Below are 19,222 nucleotides of genomic sequence, written 5' to 3' on the forward strand. Positions count from 1 at the left end.
TGACATGTCAGAGTCACGGCTCTGGCTTAAGTTTGCAGCGACTACGTCAGGAGATAACGCGATGTTCAGCCTGGATTCTCTGTTGCAAGATGCATTTCCACACCGCAATACCCCCGCCTGGCAGCGCAGCCTGCTAAGAACCCTTCTCTTCGAAAAAGAATTCAAACAGTTCGCCGCCGATTATCCCCATCTGAAAGGGCTCGATCTGATCGAGCAGGTGGTGGACTACTTTAACCTCAGCTGCGAGCTGGTGGACGGCGATCTGGAAAACATCCCGAGCCAGGGGCCGGTGGTGCTCGTGGCCAATCACCCGATCGGCTCGCTCGACGGCTTGGTATTGCTGCGCGCCGTTGCCGCGGTGCGCCCGGACGTGAAAGTGGTGGCCAACCAGCTGCTGACCTACATTGAACCGCTGCGCAGCCTGTTCGTGCCGGTGGATAACGTCGCTTATAAAACCAGCCGCAAACAGATTGAAGGCATGCAGCAGCAGCTGGACAACCAGGGGGCGCTGATCCTGTTCCCGGCAGGCGAAGTGTCGCGCATGAGCCCGAAAGGCATCCGCGACGGCCACTGGCATACCGGTTTTCTGCGCCTGGCCGCCAAAGCGCGCGCGCCGATCGTGCCGATCCACATCAGCGCACGCAACAGCAACCTGTTCTACTTTACCTCTCTGGTCTACCGGCCGCTGTCGACCTTGCTGCTGGTGCGCGAAATGTTCCAGCAGCGGGGCGGGCGTATCAAGATCCGCGTCGGCGGCCGCGTGCCGTTCGCCAACTGGCACGACGGCCACACCAGCGCCAAGGATCTGGCGGAGCGTTTTCGCCGCCACGTCTATCGTCTGGGCCAGGGCAAGCCGGGGCTGTTCGCCAGCGAATCGCCGATTGCGCTGCCGGAAGATCGTCTGGAGCTGAAAAAGGCGCTGGCGAACTGCGAACGGTTGGGGGTAACGCCGGACGGTAAAACCATCTATCTCTATCGTCGCCATGACGAAGCGCGTACGCCAATCCTGCGCGAGCTGGGGCGCCTGCGCGAGATCGCTTTCCGCGCGGTGGGGGAAGGATCCGGCCGCCGCCGCGATCTGGACAGCTACGACGACGATTACTATCACCTGGTGCTGTGGGACGAGGAGGAGCTGGAGATCGTCGGCGCCTATCGTTTTATCCCCACCGCCGAACAAATCGCGCGTAAGGGCCTGGAGAGCATCTACAGCAACAGCCTGTTCCATTATGACCGCGATATGGAACCGATCCTGGCGCAGGGCATCGAGCTGGGGCGCAGCTTCATTCAGCCGGCCTATTGGGGCAAGCGCGGGCTGGACTATTTGTGGCTGGGCATCGGCGCCTATCTGTCGAAATACCCGCAGTACCGCTATCTGTTCGGCCCGGTGTCGATCTCCGGCGGCATGCCGCTGGCAGCACGTGATTTGCTGATCGCCTTCTATCGGCTCTATTTCTCGCCGGATCACGCGTTCGCGCAGTCGCGGCGGCCTTATCCGGCGTCGCTGCCGCAGGTGCTGGCGCAGTTTGCCGGGGACAACTACCAGGAAGATCTGGTGCGGCTGAAGAGCCTGCTCAGCAATATCGGCTGCTCGATCCCAACGCTGTACAAGCAGTACACCGAACTGTGCGAGCCGGGCGGGGTACAGTTTATCGACTTTGGCACCGATCCGGCGTTCAACAACTGTATCGACGGGCTGGTGTTGGTGGATACCACGCGGCTCAAGCCATCGCGGTATCAGCGTTATATCGCGGTGCACCAGCCGCAGCCGGCCGAGACGGCATGACTACAGTCTGACTCATGCCTTTTTGATCTAAGCACGACCTTGGGGCCGGCGACGGGATAGCGCTACGATAAACGTTTTGCTTTCCACCGCCGGAGCCCGTCATGCCCCATTCGTTTATCCCGCCGTTATTGTCCGCCGATGAACCCTCTGCCGCCGCCGTGGAAATCCCGCGCGGCAAAGCGCCCTTTTTGCTGCTGTGCGATCACGCCGGTAAGGCGATACCGCAATCCCTTGGCGACCTTGGTTTGCCGCCGGGGGAGATCGAACGCCACATCGGCTGGGACATCGGCGCGCTGAGCGTGTCGCGCCATCTGAGCCGTCAGCTGGACGCCACCCTGATCCACCAGCGTTATTCACGGCTGGTGATCGACTGCAACCGGGCGCCCGGCATCGCCAGCTCGATCCCGCATTTGTCCGAACTGACGCCGATACCCGGCAATATCGGTATTGACGCCGAGCACGCGCTGGCGCGCGAGCGTGAGGTGTTTTTGCCGTATCACCACGCCATCGACGATCATTTGGGGCAACGTCAGCTGCGCGAACTGCCGACGGCGGTGATCGCCATGCACAGTTTCACACCGGTGTTCAAAGGGGAATCGCGCCCCTGGCAGGTGGGGTTGCTGTTTAATCGCTACCCGGAATTCGCCCGGCTGCTGGCCGAGCTGCTGCGCGAAGAGGGGGATTTGCAGGTGGGGATCAACGAGCCCTATGCAATGACCGACGCCACCGACTACACGTTGCCGGTGCACGCGGAACGGCGCGGATTGCCTTACGTCGGCATCGAAATTCGCCAGGATCTGATCGCCGACGAACGCGGGCAACAGGCATGGGCGAAACGTTTCGCGCGCCTGCTGCCGCAGGCCTGGCAACGCTGGCAAATTTGACTTTAGGAATATTCCCAGAGATGATAACCATAAGGAATACATAAGACGTCATTAGAAAAAAAGTCAGGAGAGACGTGTGGAGCACAGCGATAACGGACTGTTTATCAAACGGGAGCGTTTTGAAGTTCTGGCGATTCTGCGTGAAATTTGCAAACAACGCACGCCGCTGCGCGTAGAAAATCAGCAGCACCGGTTTCAAAGTCTGTTATTGAGCGTCGGGCCGGACAATATCGTGTTTAGCGGTGAGGAAGCGGAAAACGCCATCGACGGCGCCTGCACCATCGTGATTGAAAGCCACGACGCCAAAATCGAGTTTTCCGTCGGTCAGGCAGAACTGACCGAACATCAGGGCGTCCAGGCCTGCTCGACCCGGCTGCCGCAGGAGTTGGTCTATATCCAGCGCCGCCGCCAGTTCCGCATCACTACGCCGCACTGGCGCCAATTCTTCTGCACCGGCGAGTACCCGGACGGCACGCCTTATGAGCTGCGGATCCACGATCTCTCCGCCGGCGGCGTCGGTTTGCGTTTCGACGGCCCGCTGCCGGATTTCTTCCAGCCTGGCCTGCAGTTCAAAAAAGCGGAGCTGGATCTGGGCAGCTACGGCAGCTTCAAGGTCAATATGGAGCTGGTGGTGGTCAACGACGATCAGGAAACCGACGATAACGACCAGGTGGTGCACTTCTCGCGCCTGTCGTGCCGTTTCCTCAAGCTGGGGCTGGCGATGGAGCGCAAAATTCAGAGCGCGGTGTTCGCCTTCGAGCTGGATTTCAACAAAAAGAAAAAACGCTGATATTTATCAGGGGCGGGCATGCTGCCCCTGACTCTCCACAGGTCTTACGGTTTTAATGCCCGCAGGCTGCCGATCTCTTCCCAACCGAAATGCGCCGCTTCGGCCAGCACGTCGCACACTTCGCCGCCGGCGGCAACCACGGCCGCGTCGAGCGCGGCGCCGCGCAGCAGATGGCTCACCAGCAGTGCGGTGAACAGATCGCCGGTGCCTTTGACCGCCGATTTGACCTTCGGATGGGTAAAGCACTGCGCTTCCTGCCGGGTGACCAACATTAAACCCACTTCGTCTTCGTGCTGTGCCACGCCCGGCGCGCTGGTGACCAGCACCCATTCGGTGGTGTCGTTTAACAGCGCCTGCGCGGCGCGTTGCGTCTGCTCCCGGCTGCTCAGAGAGCGGCCGCACAGCTGCTCCAGTTCGAAACCGTTCGGCGTCAGGCCGTTGGCCAGCCGCAGGAACGGCGAACGATAGCAATTGACGATGCGCTCATCCACGTAGATCCCTTCGCCGTAATCGCCCATCACCGGATCGATATAGATCCTTATCTGCGGATTGAGGGCGCGCACCCGCTGCAGCCAGTTGGCCAGAATATGACACTGCATCACGTCGCCCAGGTAACCGACGATCACCGCCCGGGTGCGTTTCATCACGCCGCGGGCGATCAGATCGTCGAGAAAGCCGCCGAACCACTCGCCGGAGATGACGCCGCCATGCGGCTTGCCGTAATAGGGCGGGCAGCCGAACAGCACGCTGGGCACCTGCAGCGCTTCCAGCCCCTTTTTCAGCAGGGCCCGGTAGGCGATACCGTTGCCGACGCTGCCGTAAACCACCTGAGATTGAATGCTGATCACGTCGATGGACGGTGATCGCAAGGGTGAAGTCTGTTGCATGAGTTACATCCTTGGTTCGTTGTTATCCAGCCAGCGGGCGAACACCTGCCGCGCGCGCTGTTCCAGCCGTGCGCCGTGGCGCGCCGCCTGTTCGCGCAGGCTCTGGGGCGCGATGCCGGCCAGCTCCAGCTCGCAGGCATGGCCAATCAGCCAGCGTTCGATATCGCGGTGATCCGCCTCCAGATGGAACTGCAGACCGAGCGCGAACCCCTGATAGTCGAAAGCCTGATGCGGGCAAATCGCCGTGCCGGCCAGGCAGCGGGCGCCGTCCGGGATCATGAACATATCGCCGTGCCAATGCAGCACCGGCGTATCGGCCAGCGGCGCCAGCACCGAGTCGTCTTGGGCCGCGAGCGTGGTCAGCGGAGCGAAGCCGATCTCTTTAACGCCGAGCGAAATAACCTCAGCGCCCAGCGCCTGGGCGATCACCTGCGCGCCGAGACACACCCCGAGGGTCGGCCGCCGCTGCGCCAGGCGTTGTTTGACCAGCGCCAATTCATGGTCGAGAAAATCATAGCGCTGCTCACCGGAAAAGTGCCGGGCGGCGCTGATCGGCCCGCCGAGCACCACCAACAGATCGGTTTCTTCATTATTGATAGCACGAATATCATCGCGACCGGCATCGTAATAGTCGATCTGATAGCCGCGCAGCGAGAGCAGGGAACCGAGAATACCCAGGTTTTCAAAATTGACGTGTCGAATGGCGACGGCTTTTTTCATTGTTTAACCTCGTGAGCGTGGGTGAACGGCGTCAGCGCCAGCGACTCGCCCAGCACCGTGATGCCCTGCGCGCCGCTCTGGTAGACGATGCGGCGTTCGCTGACCTGGCTGAGCTGCACCTGATAACCCTGTGCGGCCGGGAACAGCGCGCACGCCTGCTCCAGCTGATCGGCTGCCCAGGGGGTGAACATCTCCAGGCGGGCAAAGGCTTTTCCTGCATACTGAATGTCGAGCACGTAATGTTTATCCATGGAACCCCTTACTTTTGGCCGCGGAAGCTGCTAATCTTATTTGAATTAGTACAAAAGGATTTATGTATGAGTTTATTGTATGCAAAAGGCGGCGGCGCTGTCCAGATTGCCGAGCAGATCGCCGCACGCATCAAAGACGGCGCGCTGCGGCCGGGCGAGCTGTTGCCGCCGGTACGCCAACTGGCTGCGGAGCTGGAGGTCAATCCGAATACCGTCGCCAGCGCTTATGCCCGATTGCGCGATGCCGGCCTGGTGGCGACGCGCGGGCGGGCGGGAACGGTGGTGCTGGAGCCGCCGCTGGCGGCGGTGAGTGCGACCTATGCGCCGCGCCAGGTGCCGGCGGGGATGTGCGATCTGGCCAGCGGCAACCTGGATGCCGCTTTGCTGCCGGCGCTGAGGCTTGGCGCGGCGGAGGTGTTCCCGCAGCAAAACGGCTATGACATCAGCGGCGACCTGCCGGTATTGACCGGTCTGGGACGCGAGTGGCTCAGCCGCCAGGGCGTCACGCTGGGGGAACCGGCGGTGTTTTCCGGCGCGTTGGACGCGATGGAAAAGGCGCTGCGCTGCCATGCGCAGCCTGGGGCGGCGGTGTGGGTGGAAGATCCCTGCTGGCCGCCGCTATTGACGCTGCTGCGTCACCTGCGCCTGCGGCCGCTGCCGCTGGCGGTGGATGAACAGGGCTGTCGGCTGCCGGAGAGCGGCGCGGCTGACGCGGTGATCCTGACGCCGCGTGCCCATAATCCGACCGGCGCTTCGCTTTCAGCGCAACGTGCGCAGCAGTGGCGAGGTTTTCTACGCGGCCATCCGCAGTGTCTGGCGATCGTCGACGATTTCTGGGGGCCGTTGTCGCAACAGCCGCTGCATCTGCCGTTCGACGGCGATCGCGGCCTGTACGTGCTGTCGCTGAGCAAGTTTCTCAGCCCGGATCTGCGCATCGCGCTGGCCTGTGGCAACCCGACGTTGCTGCAGGCGATGCGCGCCGATCAGTACATCAGCGAACGCTGGGTCAGCCATATCTTGCAACAGATCGCCGCCAGGCTGTGGAGACAGGCCTTGCAGGAAGGGCAACTGCCGCGGGCGCAACAGGCATATCAGGCCAGAAGGGATGAACTGGTGCAGCGGCTCAATGCATTGAATCACACGGCGCTGGCGGTAGGTGAAGGGTTGCATCTGTGGCTGCCTGTGAGGTCGGAAAGCGCCGCCGCGCAGCTGATGGCGCAGCGGGGGTGGCTGGTGCAGGGCGGTGAACCTTTCCGCCTGAAGTGTGGTCCGGCGCTCCGCGTCAGCCTGGCGAACGTCACGCCGTCGCAGTTGGCGCCGCTGGCGCAGGATCTGTCCGAAGCCATGCGGGCGGCGGCGGCGATCAACTAAGCCGGCGTCAAACTCTCTTCCGCCAGTAACTGCAGCGAGGCTAACCGGGCGGCCGGTTCGGCGATCGGCGTGTCGATGATGAACTCGTCCACGCCGTACTGTTGCTGTAGCTGCGCCAGTTGTTGATGCACCTGCTGCGTGGTGCCGAGCAGAATATGGCTTTCCCGCGGCTCGATGCGGTAGTCGGTGGCGCCGGCCTGCTGCACGAAACTCTCGGCCTGCGCCAGGCTGCCGACGGTCACGCTCTGCTCACCGGCGACGTGCACGCGGTATTGCTGAATCTCCGCCGCCAATGCCGCGGCCTGTTCCTCGCTGGGGGCCACGATCGCCGCCACTGCCAGCAGCGCCTTGCGGCCGCCGCTGTGTGCGGCGTAGTGCTCCAGCGCGTCGCGGATATCCTGCGGATTGCCATTCAAATGCGCGGCGAACACGAAGGCCCAGCCGGACTCGGCCGCCAGCGTCGCGCTCTCTTTACTGGCGCCGAGCAGAAAACGCTGCGCGCCCTGCGGCGGCAGCGGCGTGGCGCTCAGGCCCGGTTCGGCGTCGTCGTTCAGGTAAGCGGTCAGCTGCGACAGCTGCTGCGGGAAGGCCGGTTTGTTTTGCCGGTCATGGGCGGCCTGCAGCGCCTGGGTGGCGAGCGGCAGCCCGCCGGGCGCTTTGCCCACCCCGAGATCGACGCGCCCTGGCGCCAGCGCCGCCAGCAGGTTGAAGTTTTCGGCCACCTTGTAGGCGCTGTAGTGCTGCAGCATCACGCCGCCAGAGCCGATGCGAATGTGCGACGTTTGGCCGAGCAGATAGCCGATCAGCACTTCCGGCGACGGGCAGGCGAGCTGCGGCGTATTGTGGTGCTCGGCCAGCCAGAAACGCCGATACCCCCAGCGTTCCGCCCGTTGCGCCAGCTGCAGCGTGCGCGCCAGCGCCTGCGCGGCGCTTTCCCCGTCGGCGATCGGACTTTTTTCCAATATGCTCAAGGCATAAGCCATTTTTCCCGCTCCTTTCCTCATCAGATATGCCTGACAAATACCATGCGGGCAGCGCACGGCTTAATACTGATTGGCGATAGGATATTCCATTGATCCAAAACGGATTTGGATATACGCAGAACGGTAAAGCGCCGCGATGTTACCCCTCGAGCCAGGCCTTCAGACGAATGGCGTCACGGTAGTGGCCGTAGCGCGGCTGCGCGCCGAGCAGGATCATCACCACCGGCTGCCCTTTGATGGTGGTGCGCATCACCAGGCAGTGACCGGCCTCGTCGGTAAAGCCGGTTTTCTGCAGCTGGATCTTCCAGGCGGGGTTGTTGATCAGGCCGTTGGAGCTGCGGTAGACCAACTGGCCGCGGCCGGGGCGCACGATCTGCTGCTTGTCGGTGCTGAAGCGGCGAATCGACTGATAGCGATAGGCGTGATTGACCATCTTCAGCAGATCGTTGGCGGTCGCCACATTGCGCGGCGTCAGCCCGGTCGGATCGTAGAAGCGGGCGCGTTTCATGCCGATGGCGCGCGCTTTCTGATTCATTTTCGCCACGAAGGCCTTGCGCCCGCCGGGATAACTGCGGCTCAGCGCGGCGGCGGCGCGGTTCTCCGAAGACATCAGGGCGATGTGCAGCATGTCGCGGCGGCTGAGCACCGAGCCGATGGTCAGCCGCGAATGGGTTTTCTTCAGCAGATCGCGATCGGCGGCGGTGACTTTGAGCTTGCTGCCCATCGGGCGTTTGCTGTCCAGGGCGACCATGGCGGTCATCAGTTTGGTGAGCGAGGCGATCGGCAGCACGCGGTTCGGCTGCTTCTGATAAAGGGTCTTTCCGGTGCGTTGATTGACGACCAGCACCGATTTGGCATTCAGCACCAGCGGCGGTGCAGCGGCATGCACGGGCGCCAAAACGAACAGCAGGCTGAACAGCAGGGCGGCGCCGAAGCGCCGGACAGGCAGACGGAGAAAAGCGTGAGATAAAAGCATAACGGCGGCAATAGTGACCCTAAGTGATTAAAAAATATCAAAAGAGTCTGCCCGGCAAATGTGAAGGAAATAGGGCGATAATCGCTCAAACTGTTACAACAATCCCTTTTGCCGCAGGGTGAAGAGGGTGGCCTCGTTCAAATCGTAGTCCGCGAGGCGCTCGCGCGGCACCCAGGCGTAGTCATCGAACTCGTCGTTGATCGTCACGTCGCGGTTGGCGGCATGGCAGTCGAAAATCAGGTAAATCATGTAGATTTGCTCCTGGCTGCCGTCGGCGTAAGTTTTGACGCGCACATCATCGCGGAAAGTCCAGGGCGTGATGTTGTCGAGGATCAGCGCGGCGCCCAACTCTTCGCGCACTTCGCGCCGCAGCGCCTGTTCTATTTGTTCACCCGGCTCGACGCCGCCGCCGGACAGCGCCCACTGGCCGGGAAACACGCCTTTGTGGGCGGCCATTTTACACAGCAGGAAGGCGTTATCGTTTTCAATCAGCGGGCAGACAATGATGCGTTGGCGCATGGAAGGCTCCTGTCAAAAATCAAAATGCGCAGGTTAGCAGGTTTGGCGGCGCAGGATAGAGGGGCCGATCGCGTTCTGCGTAACAGCAAAAATTTTTTGTTCCCTCGCGTTTAACGCCTTGATAAGGGAGTAATCTATCGGACTGGTTAATGGACTTAAAAGGGAACTTTATGAATTACCAAGTGGTGCCGTTTTGGTTTTACTCCGGCAAGGCTCTGCTGGCGGTGCTGGCCGCGATCGGATTGGGCGTGTGCGGCGTCAGTGCGGCGTTCTTCTATTGCCTGCTGCTCGCGCTCGTCTGGCCGGTCGCCGTTTCGATGCGGTTACACCAGCTGGCGGAAAAGGGCGTGGCGATGAATCCCCGACGGGCTTCGCAATGGATGGTCTATGTGCAAGGCATTCCGGTACAGGAAACCCGCCAGGTGTTAACCAACCCCTGTTTTGCGCTGGAAAACCGAATGCGGACCTTCTTTCTGTGCGCTTTCACCGCTAAAACCTTACTGCAGATGGCGCTGTTGCTGTTGTTGATCGCGCAGCTGGCGGCAACGGTCAATCTGTGGATCGCCTTGGCCGGCGTATTGTTCGGCGCCTGGCTGGTGTATACCACCGTCGACAGCATCCAGGCACTGCGCAGCCTGGCCCGGCGCCAGTGGGTAAGCGAGCAGTGGGTGAGCGACAGCGGCTCTATCTGGCATCGGGCGGCGCTTATCGGCCGTAAAGGGCCGGCGGCGGCGCTGGAACGTCTGTTGGCGTGGTGAGAATGTGAGGGCGCAGGAGCAAGCGGGCGGGCTTGCTTTTGCGTTTTGTTCCTCAACCGGGCGTCAATCGATAGTGTTATTGAGTATCATTTGCAATCACTTCTGGTCAGGATGAAGAAGAAATTTTCACCTGTCACGGAGATGATAAAAAATGCCTAATGGAATAAAACCCTTTGTATTGATGATGCTTCTGTTGCTGTCGGCCTGCCATAGTGCGCCGGTCAGAGAGCCACCTCAAGACGCCGTAGCGACAACCCCTATCGATGCGACCAAATCGCTATTCCCGCTGGGTAACTACTCGCAATCTGTCGATAAATGGATCCCCTATGGCCCGCAACGGCGGGTGCCCGTGATGGATGCCGCCGCGCAGCAGCGCCATTTCTCCGCCCTCAAATCCCACTATTTTGGCATGGGGCCGAATGATCAATCCCCCTGGAATCCGCATTACATCGCTTCCGTCCTGAACCGTGAAGCGCAAAGCCGCCGTGATGCCGCAATGGATAAATACCTGGGAAGTGAAAGTGTCTCCTGGGGGGAAAACTTCAGGACTCACACTGACCGCTGGAAACAGCAAGTCAGAGATAACGCGTCGACCGACATGGATAAGGCGTTCCATCCTGCGGGCAGGGGCATTGCAGTCAGGGAAACGCTGGTCAGGATCCTGCCGACGGCCGATCCGGCTTATGACGATCCTCGCCTGGCTGGACAGGGTTATCCGTTTGATAATTTACAGGATTCATCTATCCGTCCCGGTACGCCTGTATACGTTATTACGCAAAGCCGCGATAAACGCTGGAACTACGTCGCGTCGCCAACGGTGATCGGATGGGTGCATAGCGAAGACATCGCGGCGGTGGATCGGCAGTTTGTCACCGAATGGCTGGCGCTGGCGGAGAAAAATCTGGGGGCATTCATTAAACAGCCGGTCTCGGTGCAAGCCGGCGGCCAATTTTATTTTACGGCGCGCCACGGCACGATCCTGCCATTTTACCGTCACCGACAGGGTCTTTTTGTGGTCGCCGTGCCGGTACGCCGAGAGGATGGCCGCGCACAGATGCGCCGGATCGTTGTCAAGAAGGGGGAATTTGCCGCCATGCCGTGGAAAATGACGCCCGAACATTTTGCCGTACTGATGCGGTCAATGAGCGGCAGGCCTTATGGCTGGGGGAACTATAACTTCAATAATGACTGCTCCGCCGAACTGCGCAGTCTGTTGATGCCTTTTGGCCTCTTTCTTCCCAGAAATTCCGCCGCGCAGATACAGGCGGCCACCCGGGTGGTTGATCTTGCTCAAGCGAACACCCGTGAACGGCTGCGCTATCTCAAAGATCACGGCAAACCCTTCACCACGCTGGTTTATATTCCGGGCCATATCATGCTGTATATCGGCAATGCGCTCGTTGACGGCCAGGTTGTACCGATGACGTACCAGAATATCTGGGGGCTGCGCCCGGCAGATTCAAAGCGCCGCAGCATTATCGGCGGCGCAGTCTTTTTCCCGCTGCTGGCGACCTATCCTGAAGATGCGAGCCTGATGTCGCTGGCGGGCAAGGCGCAGTTCAAACTGGGATTTATTGAATAGCCCATTCTTTAGCTGATAAAGCGACCGCGAATGCGGCCCCGTTTGTGCGGTTGCTGAACGGGCAGGGGATGAAAACTTTTAAAATGAAATGACGTTTTTATGACGAAAATATTAATGAGCAAGAGCGTTGAAAATCATTAACGCCGAGCGATAAAGATTGTTATAACAGCGTGGACGATCTGGGCTAACGGCCATAGGCAGGATAAGGCGTTATGGTGCAAACGGCAGCGGAAAAGATGCATAAGCTGGATTTTGATGATGAAGTGACCGGGCTGATCTACGGCCATGCGTTTCGCTCCGGCGAGCCGCCGGCGCGCCTGAACTCGCAGCAGGTTTGCCAGGCTTACCAAACATTGTCGCCCGGCGACGGTTTTATCTGGCTGCACCTCAATCTCAACCACGCGGCGGCGGAGAAGTGGCTGAAAAACCATTTCGCCATTTCCGATTTTTTCTTCCATGAAATTCGGCACGGTTCCCACACCACGCGCATCGAGCGCCAGGGCGACGATCTGTTCGCGGTGCTCAACGACGTGATTTTCCACCCTGAGGACAGCAACCCGGAAACGGCGACGCTATGGCTCTATTGCTGCCGTGGGCTGGTGGTCACCGTGCGTCACAAACCGGTGCGATTGATTGAACGGCTGCTTGGCCGGCTGACGGCGCTGGAGCTGGCATCGTCTACCGAGCTGCTGGCGCACCTGCTGGAAGAGCAGGAGGACGTGCTGGAGCAGGTGGTGCGGCAGACTAACCAGTATGTCGATACCATCGAGGATCGCCTGCTGACCCGCCGCGTCAAGCGCAACCGCGCCGAGCTGGGGCGCATGCGCCGCATGTTATTGCGCTTTCAGCGCCTGTTGGCGCCGGAACCGGCCGCGCTGTTTCGCCTGTTGAACCGGCCGCCGGCCTGGCTGAGCCGCGAGGTGGTGCAGGATCTGCGGCAGTTTACCGAAGAGTTCACCGTGGTGTTGAACGATCTCGCCAGCCTGACCGAACGCATCCGGCTGCTGCAGGAAGAACTGGGCGCCAAGCTGATGGAGCAGAATAACCGTACGCTCTACACCCTGACGGTGATCACCGTGCTGGCGTTGCCGATCAACATCGTCGCCGGTTTCTTCGGCATGAACGTCGGAGGGATACCGCTGGCCAGCAATCACCACGGTTTTATCCTGCTGGTGTTGCTGGTCGGCAGTTTTACGCTGATCGCCGGTTATCTGGCGTTCAGGCGCAGGGACGAGTCGTAATTACAGGCGGGCGCGGTACTCTGCTTCCAGCCGGGCATGGGTGCTCCAGAACGGCTGCGGCGCCCGATCGTGCAGACGATCCAGCAGGATATCCAGATGGGTGTGCCAGCCGCCGGCGACGCTGAGCATCTCGTCGCGGTTGGCCAGGCGCCGGTGGGTGACCGTCAGCAGCACCGCGTTTCCCTGTTCCGTCAGCTCGAAGGTCACCTCGGAAGGGCGGCCCTGATCCTGTTCGGCCCAGGTAAAGCTCAGCAGGCGCGGCGGGAACAGGCAGGTGATGTGGCCGCGGTTGCTGACGCAGCCGCCGTGCTGTTTGTACTTGGCCGGCGGTGGCTCGTGCTCGCCCGCCAGATCGGAGTTGCGAAACTCCAGCTCCAGCGGCGCGCCGTTTTCCAACTTCATGGCGCCGGCCGCCAGCCAGGTGGCGCGCTTGTCGGATTCGGTCAGGTAAGCCCACACCCGCTCGATGGGACCGGGCAGCAGCCGCTGGATGCGCAGCGTGCCGGGTTCGATAATCATGCCGTAATCATTCATGGTTCACTCCTTGGGAGGAAGCTGTTCGGGCTGCAGCAGCGCCTGTTCGAGCGCATCCAGCCGTTCAGTCCAGAAATGTTCATAGGTTTGCAGCCAGTGCATGGCCTGCGCCATAGGCTCGGGTTCGAGCCGGCAGATATGGTTTCTTCCTTGCACGGTGCGTTGCACCAGGCCCGCATGTTCCAGTGCTTTCACGTGCTTGGAGGCGCCGGCGAACGACATCTGCAGCGGCGCGGCCAGTTCGCCGATGCTGCGCTCACCGCCGGCCAGCGCGCGTAACATCGAGCGGCGGGTCGGGTCGGCCAGCGCATGAAAAATGGCGTCCAGCTGTGAGGAAGATAATTCAACCATATGGTTGAATATAGAACAGGCGGGCTAATATTCAACCGTTTTGTTGAATATTTTTTTGCCCCGGCGAGAAACCGGGGCGAGGATCAGGCGCCGGCGTGCGCCAGCAGGGCGTTCAGCAATACGTCGGCGCCGGCGGCGGCCCAGGCGGGGGTGATATCTTCCCGCTCGTTGTGGCTGATGCCGTCCACGCAGGGAATGAAAATCATGGCGGTCGGAGCGACGCGGTTAAGGTAACAGGCATCGTGGCCGGCGCCGGAAATCATGTCGCGATGGCGATAGCCCAACGCTTGCGCGGCATGACGTACGCTGTCGATGCAGCCCCGATCGAAAGCGACCGGGGGATACTGGAAGATGCGCTCGGCGCGCGCGGTCAGGCTGCCGTCGTTGACGGCGTTCACCGCCGCCAGCAGGCGCTGCTCCATCTGCTCCAGAATTGACTCCTCTGGATGGCGGAATTCGACGCTGAAAAAGACGCGTCCCGGCACCACGTTGCGTGAATTGGGGGTAATTTGCGCCATGCCCACCGTGGCGCGCGCGTCGGGCGCGAAATCCCAGCCGATGCGATTGACCGCTGTGACCAGCGACGCAAAGCCCAGCAGGGCGTCGCGGCGGCGGTCCATCGGCGTGGTGCCGGCATGGGCGCTGAAGCCGACGACCTCCAGTTCATACCAGCGCTGCCCTTGTGCGGCGGTCACCACGCCGATGTCGAGATGCTCCGCTTCCAGAATCGGCCCCTGTTCGATGTGCAACTCGAAGGCGGCATGGATCGGCGCGCCGCCCACCGGATACTCGCCGGCGTAGCCGATGCGCTCCAGCGCCTCGCCGAGGCTGACGCCGTGCTCGTCGCGGCGCGTCAGGCCGTATTCCAGGTCGAATACCCCGGCGAACACGCCGGAGGCGATCATCGCCGGCGCGAAGCGGGCGCCTTCTTCGTTGGTCCAGTTGATCACTTCAATCGCGCGTTCGGTGACGATCTGCCGATCGTTGAGGCTGCGAATAATCTCCAATCCGGCCAGCACGCCGTAGATGCCGTCGAAACGGCCGCCGCGGGGCTGCGAGTCGCCGTGAGAACCGGTGACGACCGGCGCCAGTTCGGGCCGCGTGCCTTCACGGCGCAGGAACATGTTGCCCATCCGATCGACGCGCACGCTGCAACCGGCCTCCAGCGCCCACCGGTGCAGCTGGTCGCGCGCCTGACGATCCTCTTCGCTGAGCGCCAGGCGGGTGACGCCGTTGTCAGCGATGGCGCCGAACTGCGCCATCGTCTGCAGGCTTTGCCACAGGCGCTCGCCGTTGACCCGATACGTCATTGCTTTTCTCCCGGCGTTTTAGCGGTGTAGCGGAAATCGCAGCAGGGGGCGCCGGACATGATGGTCTGGCTGCGCTGCAGTTCAACGTCAGGCGCATAGCCGACGATAAACTGGCTGTCGCGAGCGCAGGAGAGCAGGTGGCCGATCTCCCCCAGCCCCATCTCGTGATACATCTCGGCGTAGCGGCAGCGGGTGACGTTATAGTCGAAGTGCTGTTCGTCCTGATTGATCACCTCGACGCGCAGCGCATCGTCTTTTTCCCACAGGTACTGCAAGGCGGCGAAGCTGCGCAGATCCGCGCCGTTCGGTTCCTGAGCGGCGAACTGTTTGCCCGCCGCGATGGCGGCATTCTCGATGGCCTCGCCGATCACCGCCTGGGCGCGCGCCTTGCCGATTTCACGCACCAGAATCTGGTAGATCGGCTTGATGATCTCCGCCTCGATTTTTCTGCGGGCCAAAATGCCCAACTCGTTGTTTGCACAGCTCATCGCCTTGCTCCTCTTGATTTATTGTGGTTTGGCGCCGCCCAACACGGTTTGCGGCTGCCATTTGCCGTCGACCACCCGGTACAGGGTGAAGCTCGGCTGTTGCAGGTTGCCCTGCGCATCGAAGGCGATGTCACCGGTCACGCCCTGATAATGTATGGCGCGCAGTTTCGGCAGATAATCGGCCGGGTTGGCCGAATCGGCTTGCTCAATGGCGGCGATCAGCACCCGGGTGGCGTCGTAGGCGAAGGGCGCATGCAGTTCGATGTGGGTGTGATAACGATCGCGGTAGGCTTGCTCAAACGCCTTGCCGCCCGGCATCTGTTCCAGCGGCAGCCCCGGCTCCAACGCAACGACGCCTTCACCTTCCTGCTGCGCCAGCGTCAGGAAGGTTTGGCTGACAAAGCCGCCGGCGCCCATCAGTTGCGCGTTCATGCCCAGCTGTTTCAGTTTGCGCGCCAGCGGCGCCGCCTGGGAATCTACGCCGCCAAAGAAGATCAGATCGGCGTTTTTGCTGCGCACGGTGGTCAGCACGGCGCTGAAATCGACGGTCTTGTCATCGACGTATTCACGGGCGACCGGCTGCACGCCCTGGGCCTGCAGCGATTTGATGAATTCGTCCGCCAGCCCCTGGCCGAAAGCGGTGCGATCGTCGATCACCGCGATGCGCTTGGCTTTCAGCGTCTTCACCGCATATTGCCCGGCGTAGTTGCCGCCGTCGTCGTCGTGGCCCATCACGCGAAAGCTGGTGTCAAAACCTTGTTGCGTATAGCCGTGACCGGTGGCGACCGGCGCCACCTGGGCGATGCCGGCGTCGTGATAGATGCGCGCCGCCGGGATGCTGGTGCCGGTGTTCCAGTGGCCGACCACGCCGGCGACGCCTTCGTCGACCAAACGCTGCGCCACGGCCACGGCGGTGCGCGGATCGGACTGGTCATCCTCGGACACCAGTTTGAAGGTGACCGGTTTGCCGTTCAGCGTCGGTTTCTGCGCGTTAGCGTCGGCGATCGCCAGTTGCGCGCCGTTTTCGAGATCTTTGCCGATGCGCGCGGAAGGGCCGGTCAGCGGCCCGGCCAGGCCGATCAGCACGGTGTCGGCCGCCAGCGCCGGGAGGCTAAGAATCATTGTCATGGCAGCCAGCGCCAACGGTTTGATGCGAATGTTCTGTTGCATGTCATACTCCTGGTGCGGTTAAAAGAAACAACGGTTATTCACCCAAATAGATCTGTTTGATTTTTTCATCGTCCAGCATGTCGGCGGAACGGCCGCTGTGGCTCAGGCTGCCGCTGTCCAACACATAGGCGCGATCGGTGGACTCCAGCGCCAGGCGGGCGTTCTGCTCGACCAATAGTAGCGTGACGCCGTCACGGGCTAACTGCTTGATGACCGTGAAAATGGCTTCCACCACAATCGGCGCCAGCCCCATCGAGGGTTCGTCCAATATCAGCAACCGCGGGCGGCTGAGCAGCGCGCGGCCCATCGCCACCATCTGCTGTTCACCGCCCGAAAGTAGCCCGGCCGGTTGGTGCAGACGCTCGCTCAGCCGCGGGAAGGTGGCGCACACCCGTTCGAAATCTTGCCGCACCGCCGATTTGTCGCGCCGCGCATAGGCGCCGAGCTGCAGGTTCTCCCGTACCGTCAAACGGGTGAAAATGCCGCGTCCCTCCGGCACCATCACCAGCCCCCGTTGCAGCAACCGGTGCGGCGGCACGCCGCGAATCGAGAAACCGTCGAACAGGATGTCGCCTTCGAACGGCTGCAGGCCGGTCAGCGCTCGCAGGCTGGAGGTCTTGCCCGCGCCATTGGCGCCGATCAGCGTCACCTGTTCGCCGGCGTTGACCATAAAATCGATGCCTTTGACCGCATGAATGCCGCCATAAGACACTTTGAGTCGTTTAACGCTCAGCAGGGCTTCAGACATGCGCGCCGCCTCCCAGATAGGCCTGAATGACCGCCGGTTCACGCCGCACCTGCGCCGGCTCGCCTTCGGCGATCGCTTTGCCGTAATCCAGCACCGTCAGCCGATCGCACAGACCCATCACCAGTTTGACGTCGTGTTCGATCAGCAGCAGCGTTTTACCGCTGTCGCGGATGCGCAGCAGCAGCTCGCGCAGCGCCACTTTTTCACCGGCGTTCATGCCGGCCGCCGGTTCATCCAGCGCCAGCAGCCGGGGCTCGGTCGCCAGCGCGCGGGCAATCTCCAGACGGCGTTGGTGGCCATAGGCGAGATCGCCGGCGCGGTAATGGGCGAATTGGCTGATGCCGACGTATTCCAGCAGCGCATGAGATTTATCGCGCACCGCCTGTTCCTCCTCTTTAGCGCGCCCGTGGCGAGCGATCGCCGCCCACAGGCCGTTGCGGGTGCGCACATGGCAGCCGACCATCACGTTTTCCAGCACGCTCATTTCGTTGAACAACCGCAGGTTCTGGAAGGTGCGGGCGATGCCGGCCTGCGCCACTTTGTCGATGGCCTGCGGTTTATAGCGCTGGCCCAACAGGCTGAACTCGCCCTCGTCGGCGCGATACAGGCCGGTGATCAGGTTGAAGCAGGTGGTTTTGCCGGCGCCGTTCGGCCCGATCAGGCCGTAGATTTCCCCCTGGCGGATGCTCATGCTGACGTCATCCACCGCCGTCAGGCCGCCGAAACGTTTGCTGACGTGATTTAAAGTGAGCAGCGGCGTCATGCGGCGTTCCTCCCGGCATGGCGAGCCGGCCATAGGCCCGCCGGGCGATACAGCATCACCAGGATCAGCGCCAGGCCGTAGAACAGTTGGCGGATGATTTCCGGGTCGATCAGCACCTGGCCGAACAGCGCCTGCTGCAGCGGCCCCATGCTGCTGCGCAGCAGCTCCGGCAGGGCGGCCAGCAGCAGCGCGCCCAGGATCACGCCGGGGATGTGCCCCATACCGCCGAGCACCACCATCGCCAGTACGGCGATCGATTCCTGCAGGGTGAAGGATTCCGGCGACACGAAGCCTTGAAACGCGGCGAACAGCGCGCCGGCCACGCCGCCGAAGGTGGCGCCGATGGCGAAGGCCAGCAGCTTGAAGTTGCGGGTGTTGATGCCCATCGCCCGCGCGGCGTCCTCGTCTTCGCGGATCGCCGTCCATGCGCGGCCAATGCGCGAATTCTGCAGCCGCAGGCTGATAAACAGGATCGCCAGAAGCAGCGCGGCGAACAGGTAGTAATACAGGTACAGGCCGGAAAAACGCACGCCGAACCACTCATGCATGCCGGAAAACTTCAGGCCGAACAGGCTGACCGGATCGACGCCGGAAATGCCTTTGGGGCCGTTGGTGAGGTTGACCGGGCGATCCAGGTTGCGCATCAGAATGCGCACGATCTCGCCAAAGCCCAGCGTGACGATCGCCAGATAATCGCCGCGCAGCCGCAGCGTCGGCGCGCCGAGCAGGATGCCGCACGCCGCCGCCAGCAGCGCCGCCAGCGGGATCAGCCACAGCATCGACAGATGCAGTCCGTCGGGGAACCACTGCAGCAGCAGCGGGAACTGCTGCGTCAGATGCGGTGACGACAGCAGCGCGGCCAGATAGGCGCCAACGGCGTAAAAAGCGATAAAGCCCATGTCCAGCAATCCGGTCATGCCCACCACGATGTTCAGCCCGAGCGCCAGCATCAGGTACAGCAAGGCGAAGTCGACAACGCGCACCCAATAGTTGCCGCCGGCGGCGCCCGCCACCCAGGGCGCCAGCAGCAGGGCGAGAATGAACAACGTCAGCCCCAGCCCGGCGCGACGCGGCGTGGCCAGAGGAGCGGGGGGAGTCAAAACGGTCATCGTG

General features: G+C 61.9%; 21 protein-coding genes. 7 read left to right on the plus strand and 14 right to left on the minus strand.

All coding sequences use genetic code 11. From position 1 onward, the window contains the following. Positions 1-61 precede the first annotated feature (61 nt). The 3 genes from olsF (at position 62) to AC2CGI_RS06495 (ending at position 3,457) form a co-directional block, all read left to right on the plus strand. A complete protein-coding gene (olsF, locus tag AC2CGI_RS06485; protein ID WP_015377973.1) occupies positions 62-1,783 on the plus strand; it encodes an ornithine lipid synthase OlsF in 1,722 nt (573 codons plus the stop codon). A gap of 101 nt (positions 1,784-1,884) precedes the next feature. Beyond that, a complete protein-coding gene (locus AC2CGI_RS06490) occupies positions 1,885-2,667 on the plus strand; it encodes an N-formylglutamate amidohydrolase (protein WP_015377972.1) in 783 nt (260 codons plus the stop codon). Between the two features lie 76 nt (positions 2,668-2,743). Beyond that, complete coding sequence (locus AC2CGI_RS06495; protein WP_004938226.1) at positions 2,744-3,457, plus strand: flagellar brake protein; 714 nt, start codon at positions 2,744-2,746, stop codon at positions 3,455-3,457. Positions 3,458-3,501: 44 nt separating this feature from the next. Here AC2CGI_RS06495 and AC2CGI_RS06500 read toward each other — a convergent pair whose 3' ends face one another. The 3 genes from AC2CGI_RS06500 to AC2CGI_RS06510 are packed head-to-tail and all read right to left on the minus strand — an operon-like array spanning position 3,502 to position 5,315. Further along, positions 3,502-4,344, minus strand: a complete 843-nt coding sequence (locus tag AC2CGI_RS06500; protein WP_076741199.1) for a PfkB family carbohydrate kinase — start codon at positions 4,342-4,344, stop codon at positions 3,502-3,504. A gap of 3 nt (positions 4,345-4,347) precedes the next feature. Beyond that, positions 4,348-5,064, minus strand: coding sequence for a glutamine amidotransferase (locus AC2CGI_RS06505; protein WP_076741200.1), 717 nt, complete (start codon positions 5,062-5,064; stop codon positions 4,348-4,350). Continuing rightward, positions 5,061-5,315, minus strand: coding sequence for a hypothetical protein (locus AC2CGI_RS06510; protein WP_004938217.1), 255 nt, complete (start codon positions 5,313-5,315; stop codon positions 5,061-5,063). Before AC2CGI_RS06510 ends, AC2CGI_RS06505 begins: the two co-directional genes overlap by 4 nt. 66 nt (positions 5,316-5,381) lie before the next feature. Between AC2CGI_RS06510 and AC2CGI_RS06515 the strand changes: the two genes are divergently transcribed. Then, complete coding sequence (locus AC2CGI_RS06515; protein ID WP_076741201.1) at positions 5,382-6,686, plus strand: aminotransferase class I/II-fold pyridoxal phosphate-dependent enzyme; 1,305 nt, start codon at positions 5,382-5,384, stop codon at positions 6,684-6,686. Here AC2CGI_RS06515 and AC2CGI_RS06520 read toward each other — a convergent pair. The 3 genes from AC2CGI_RS06520 to nudI all read right to left on the minus strand — a co-directional run bounded on the left by AC2CGI_RS06520 (position 6,683) and on the right by nudI (position 9,164). Continuing rightward, positions 6,683-7,669 (minus strand): MsnO8 family LLM class oxidoreductase, encoded by a 987-nt coding sequence (locus AC2CGI_RS06520; protein WP_076741202.1) that lies wholly within the window; start codon positions 7,667-7,669, stop codon positions 6,683-6,685. The two genes, AC2CGI_RS06515 and AC2CGI_RS06520, sit on opposite strands and share 4 nt — an antisense overlap. Before the next feature lie 139 nt (positions 7,670-7,808). Further along, a complete protein-coding gene (gene pbpG / locus AC2CGI_RS06525; RefSeq protein WP_004938210.1) occupies positions 7,809-8,645 on the minus strand; it encodes a D-alanyl-D-alanine endopeptidase in 837 nt (278 codons plus the stop codon). Between the two features lie 93 nt (positions 8,646-8,738). Next, entirely contained in the window at positions 8,739-9,164 is a 426-nt protein-coding gene (gene nudI / locus AC2CGI_RS06530; RefSeq protein WP_076741203.1) for a nucleoside triphosphatase NudI, read from the minus strand. Between the two features lie 170 nt (positions 9,165-9,334). Here nudI and AC2CGI_RS06535 point away from each other — a divergent pair, with 170 nt between their 5' ends. From AC2CGI_RS06535 to AC2CGI_RS06545, 3 genes are all read left to right on the plus strand, one after another. Continuing rightward, entirely contained in the window at positions 9,335-9,922 is a 588-nt protein-coding gene (locus tag AC2CGI_RS06535; RefSeq protein WP_021503763.1) for a hypothetical protein, read from the plus strand. A gap of 151 nt (positions 9,923-10,073) precedes the next feature. Next, complete coding sequence (locus tag AC2CGI_RS06540; RefSeq protein ID WP_033650062.1) at positions 10,074-11,504, plus strand: SH3 domain-containing C40 family peptidase; 1,431 nt, start codon at positions 10,074-10,076, stop codon at positions 11,502-11,504. 212 nt (positions 11,505-11,716) lie between these two features. After that, positions 11,717-12,745 (plus strand): transporter, encoded by a 1,029-nt coding sequence (locus tag AC2CGI_RS06545; protein ID WP_076741204.1) that lies wholly within the window; start codon positions 11,717-11,719, stop codon positions 12,743-12,745. Here AC2CGI_RS06545 and AC2CGI_RS06550 read toward each other — a convergent pair whose 3' ends face one another. From AC2CGI_RS06550 to AC2CGI_RS06585, 8 genes are all read right to left on the minus strand, one after another. Further along, positions 12,746-13,279: an SRPBCC family protein gene (locus AC2CGI_RS06550; RefSeq protein ID WP_076741205.1), complete on the minus strand. Its 534-nt coding sequence runs from the start codon at positions 13,277-13,279 to the stop codon at positions 12,746-12,748. Positions 13,280-13,282: 3 nt separating this feature from the next. Then, positions 13,283-13,630 carry an ArsR/SmtB family transcription factor gene (locus AC2CGI_RS06555; protein ID WP_004938187.1) on the minus strand — a complete coding sequence of 116 codons (348 nt, stop codon included), beginning with the start codon at positions 13,628-13,630 and terminating at the stop codon, positions 13,283-13,285. 83 nt (positions 13,631-13,713) lie between these two features. Then, positions 13,714-14,940: a Zn-dependent hydrolase gene (locus tag AC2CGI_RS06560; RefSeq protein ID WP_076741206.1), complete on the minus strand. Its 1,227-nt coding sequence runs from the start codon at positions 14,938-14,940 to the stop codon at positions 13,714-13,716. Further along, positions 14,937-15,428, minus strand: coding sequence for an L-2-amino-thiazoline-4-carboxylic acid hydrolase (locus AC2CGI_RS06565; RefSeq protein ID WP_044031168.1), 492 nt, complete (start codon positions 15,426-15,428; stop codon positions 14,937-14,939). Before AC2CGI_RS06565 ends, AC2CGI_RS06560 begins: the two co-directional genes overlap by 4 nt. Positions 15,429-15,446: 18 nt before the next feature. Further along, entirely contained in the window at positions 15,447-16,556 is a 1,110-nt protein-coding gene (locus tag AC2CGI_RS06570) for a branched-chain amino acid ABC transporter substrate-binding protein (protein ID WP_370456115.1), read from the minus strand. Positions 16,557-16,632: 76 nt separating this feature from the next. Next, complete coding sequence (locus AC2CGI_RS06575; RefSeq protein ID WP_015377959.1) at positions 16,633-17,346, minus strand: ABC transporter ATP-binding protein; 714 nt, start codon at positions 17,344-17,346, stop codon at positions 16,633-16,635. Beyond that, positions 17,339-18,109 carry an ABC transporter ATP-binding protein gene (locus tag AC2CGI_RS06580; RefSeq protein WP_021503757.1) on the minus strand — a complete coding sequence of 257 codons (771 nt, stop codon included), beginning with the start codon at positions 18,107-18,109 and terminating at the stop codon, positions 17,339-17,341. Before AC2CGI_RS06580 ends, AC2CGI_RS06575 begins: the two co-directional genes overlap by 8 nt. Further along, entirely contained in the window at positions 18,106-19,218 is a 1,113-nt protein-coding gene (locus tag AC2CGI_RS06585; protein ID WP_075684418.1) for an ABC transporter permease subunit, read from the minus strand. The genes AC2CGI_RS06580 and AC2CGI_RS06585 overlap by 4 nt, the downstream gene beginning before the upstream one ends. Positions 19,219-19,222 lie beyond the last annotated feature (4 nt).

This window comes from Serratia sp. LSHTC3, assembly GCF_057197125.1.

Bases quoted from the DNA above. Each gene is read 5' to 3' on its own strand.
- olsF (WP_015377973.1), top strand. From the start codon at position 62: ATGTTCAGCCTGGATTCTCTGTTGCAAGATGCATTTCCACACCGCAAT.
- AC2CGI_RS06490 (WP_015377972.1), top strand. From the start codon at position 1,885: ATGCCCCATTCGTTTATCCCGCCGTTATTGTCCGCCGATGAACCCTCT.
- AC2CGI_RS06500 (WP_076741199.1), bottom strand. From the start codon at position 4,344: ATGCAACAGACTTCACCCTTGCGATCACCGTCCATCGACGTGATCAGC.
- AC2CGI_RS06505 (WP_076741200.1), bottom strand. From the start codon at position 5,064: ATGAAAAAAGCCGTCGCCATTCGACACGTCAATTTTGAAAACCTGGGT.
- AC2CGI_RS06510 (WP_004938217.1), bottom strand. From the start codon at position 5,315: ATGGATAAACATTACGTGCTCGACATTCAGTATGCAGGAAAAGCCTTT.
- AC2CGI_RS06515 (WP_076741201.1), top strand. From the start codon at position 5,382: ATGAGTTTATTGTATGCAAAAGGCGGCGGCGCTGTCCAGATTGCCGAG.
- AC2CGI_RS06520 (WP_076741202.1), bottom strand. From the start codon at position 7,669: ATGGCTTATGCCTTGAGCATATTGGAAAAAAGTCCGATCGCCGACGGG.
- pbpG (WP_004938210.1), bottom strand. From the start codon at position 8,645: ATGCTTTTATCTCACGCTTTTCTCCGTCTGCCTGTCCGGCGCTTCGGC.
- nudI (WP_076741203.1), bottom strand. From the start codon at position 9,164: ATGCGCCAACGCATCATTGTCTGCCCGCTGATTGAAAACGATAACGCC.
- AC2CGI_RS06535 (WP_021503763.1), top strand. From the start codon at position 9,335: ATGAATTACCAAGTGGTGCCGTTTTGGTTTTACTCCGGCAAGGCTCTG.
- AC2CGI_RS06540 (WP_033650062.1), top strand. From the start codon at position 10,074: ATGCCTAATGGAATAAAACCCTTTGTATTGATGATGCTTCTGTTGCTG.
- AC2CGI_RS06545 (WP_076741204.1), top strand. From the start codon at position 11,717: ATGGTGCAAACGGCAGCGGAAAAGATGCATAAGCTGGATTTTGATGAT.
- AC2CGI_RS06550 (WP_076741205.1), bottom strand. From the start codon at position 13,279: ATGAATGATTACGGCATGATTATCGAACCCGGCACGCTGCGCATCCAG.
- AC2CGI_RS06555 (WP_004938187.1), bottom strand. From the start codon at position 13,630: ATGGTTGAATTATCTTCCTCACAGCTGGACGCCATTTTTCATGCGCTG.
- AC2CGI_RS06560 (WP_076741206.1), bottom strand. From the start codon at position 14,940: ATGACGTATCGGGTCAACGGCGAGCGCCTGTGGCAAAGCCTGCAGACG.
- AC2CGI_RS06565 (WP_044031168.1), bottom strand. From the start codon at position 15,428: ATGAGCTGTGCAAACAACGAGTTGGGCATTTTGGCCCGCAGAAAAATC.
- AC2CGI_RS06570 (WP_370456115.1), bottom strand. From the start codon at position 16,556: ATGACAATGATTCTTAGCCTCCCGGCGCTGGCGGCCGACACCGTGCTG.
- AC2CGI_RS06575 (WP_015377959.1), bottom strand. From the start codon at position 17,346: ATGTCTGAAGCCCTGCTGAGCGTTAAACGACTCAAAGTGTCTTATGGC.
- AC2CGI_RS06580 (WP_021503757.1), bottom strand. From the start codon at position 18,109: ATGACGCCGCTGCTCACTTTAAATCACGTCAGCAAACGTTTCGGCGGC.
- AC2CGI_RS06585 (WP_075684418.1), bottom strand. From the start codon at position 19,218: ATGACCGTTTTGACTCCCCCCGCTCCTCTGGCCACGCCGCGTCGCGCC.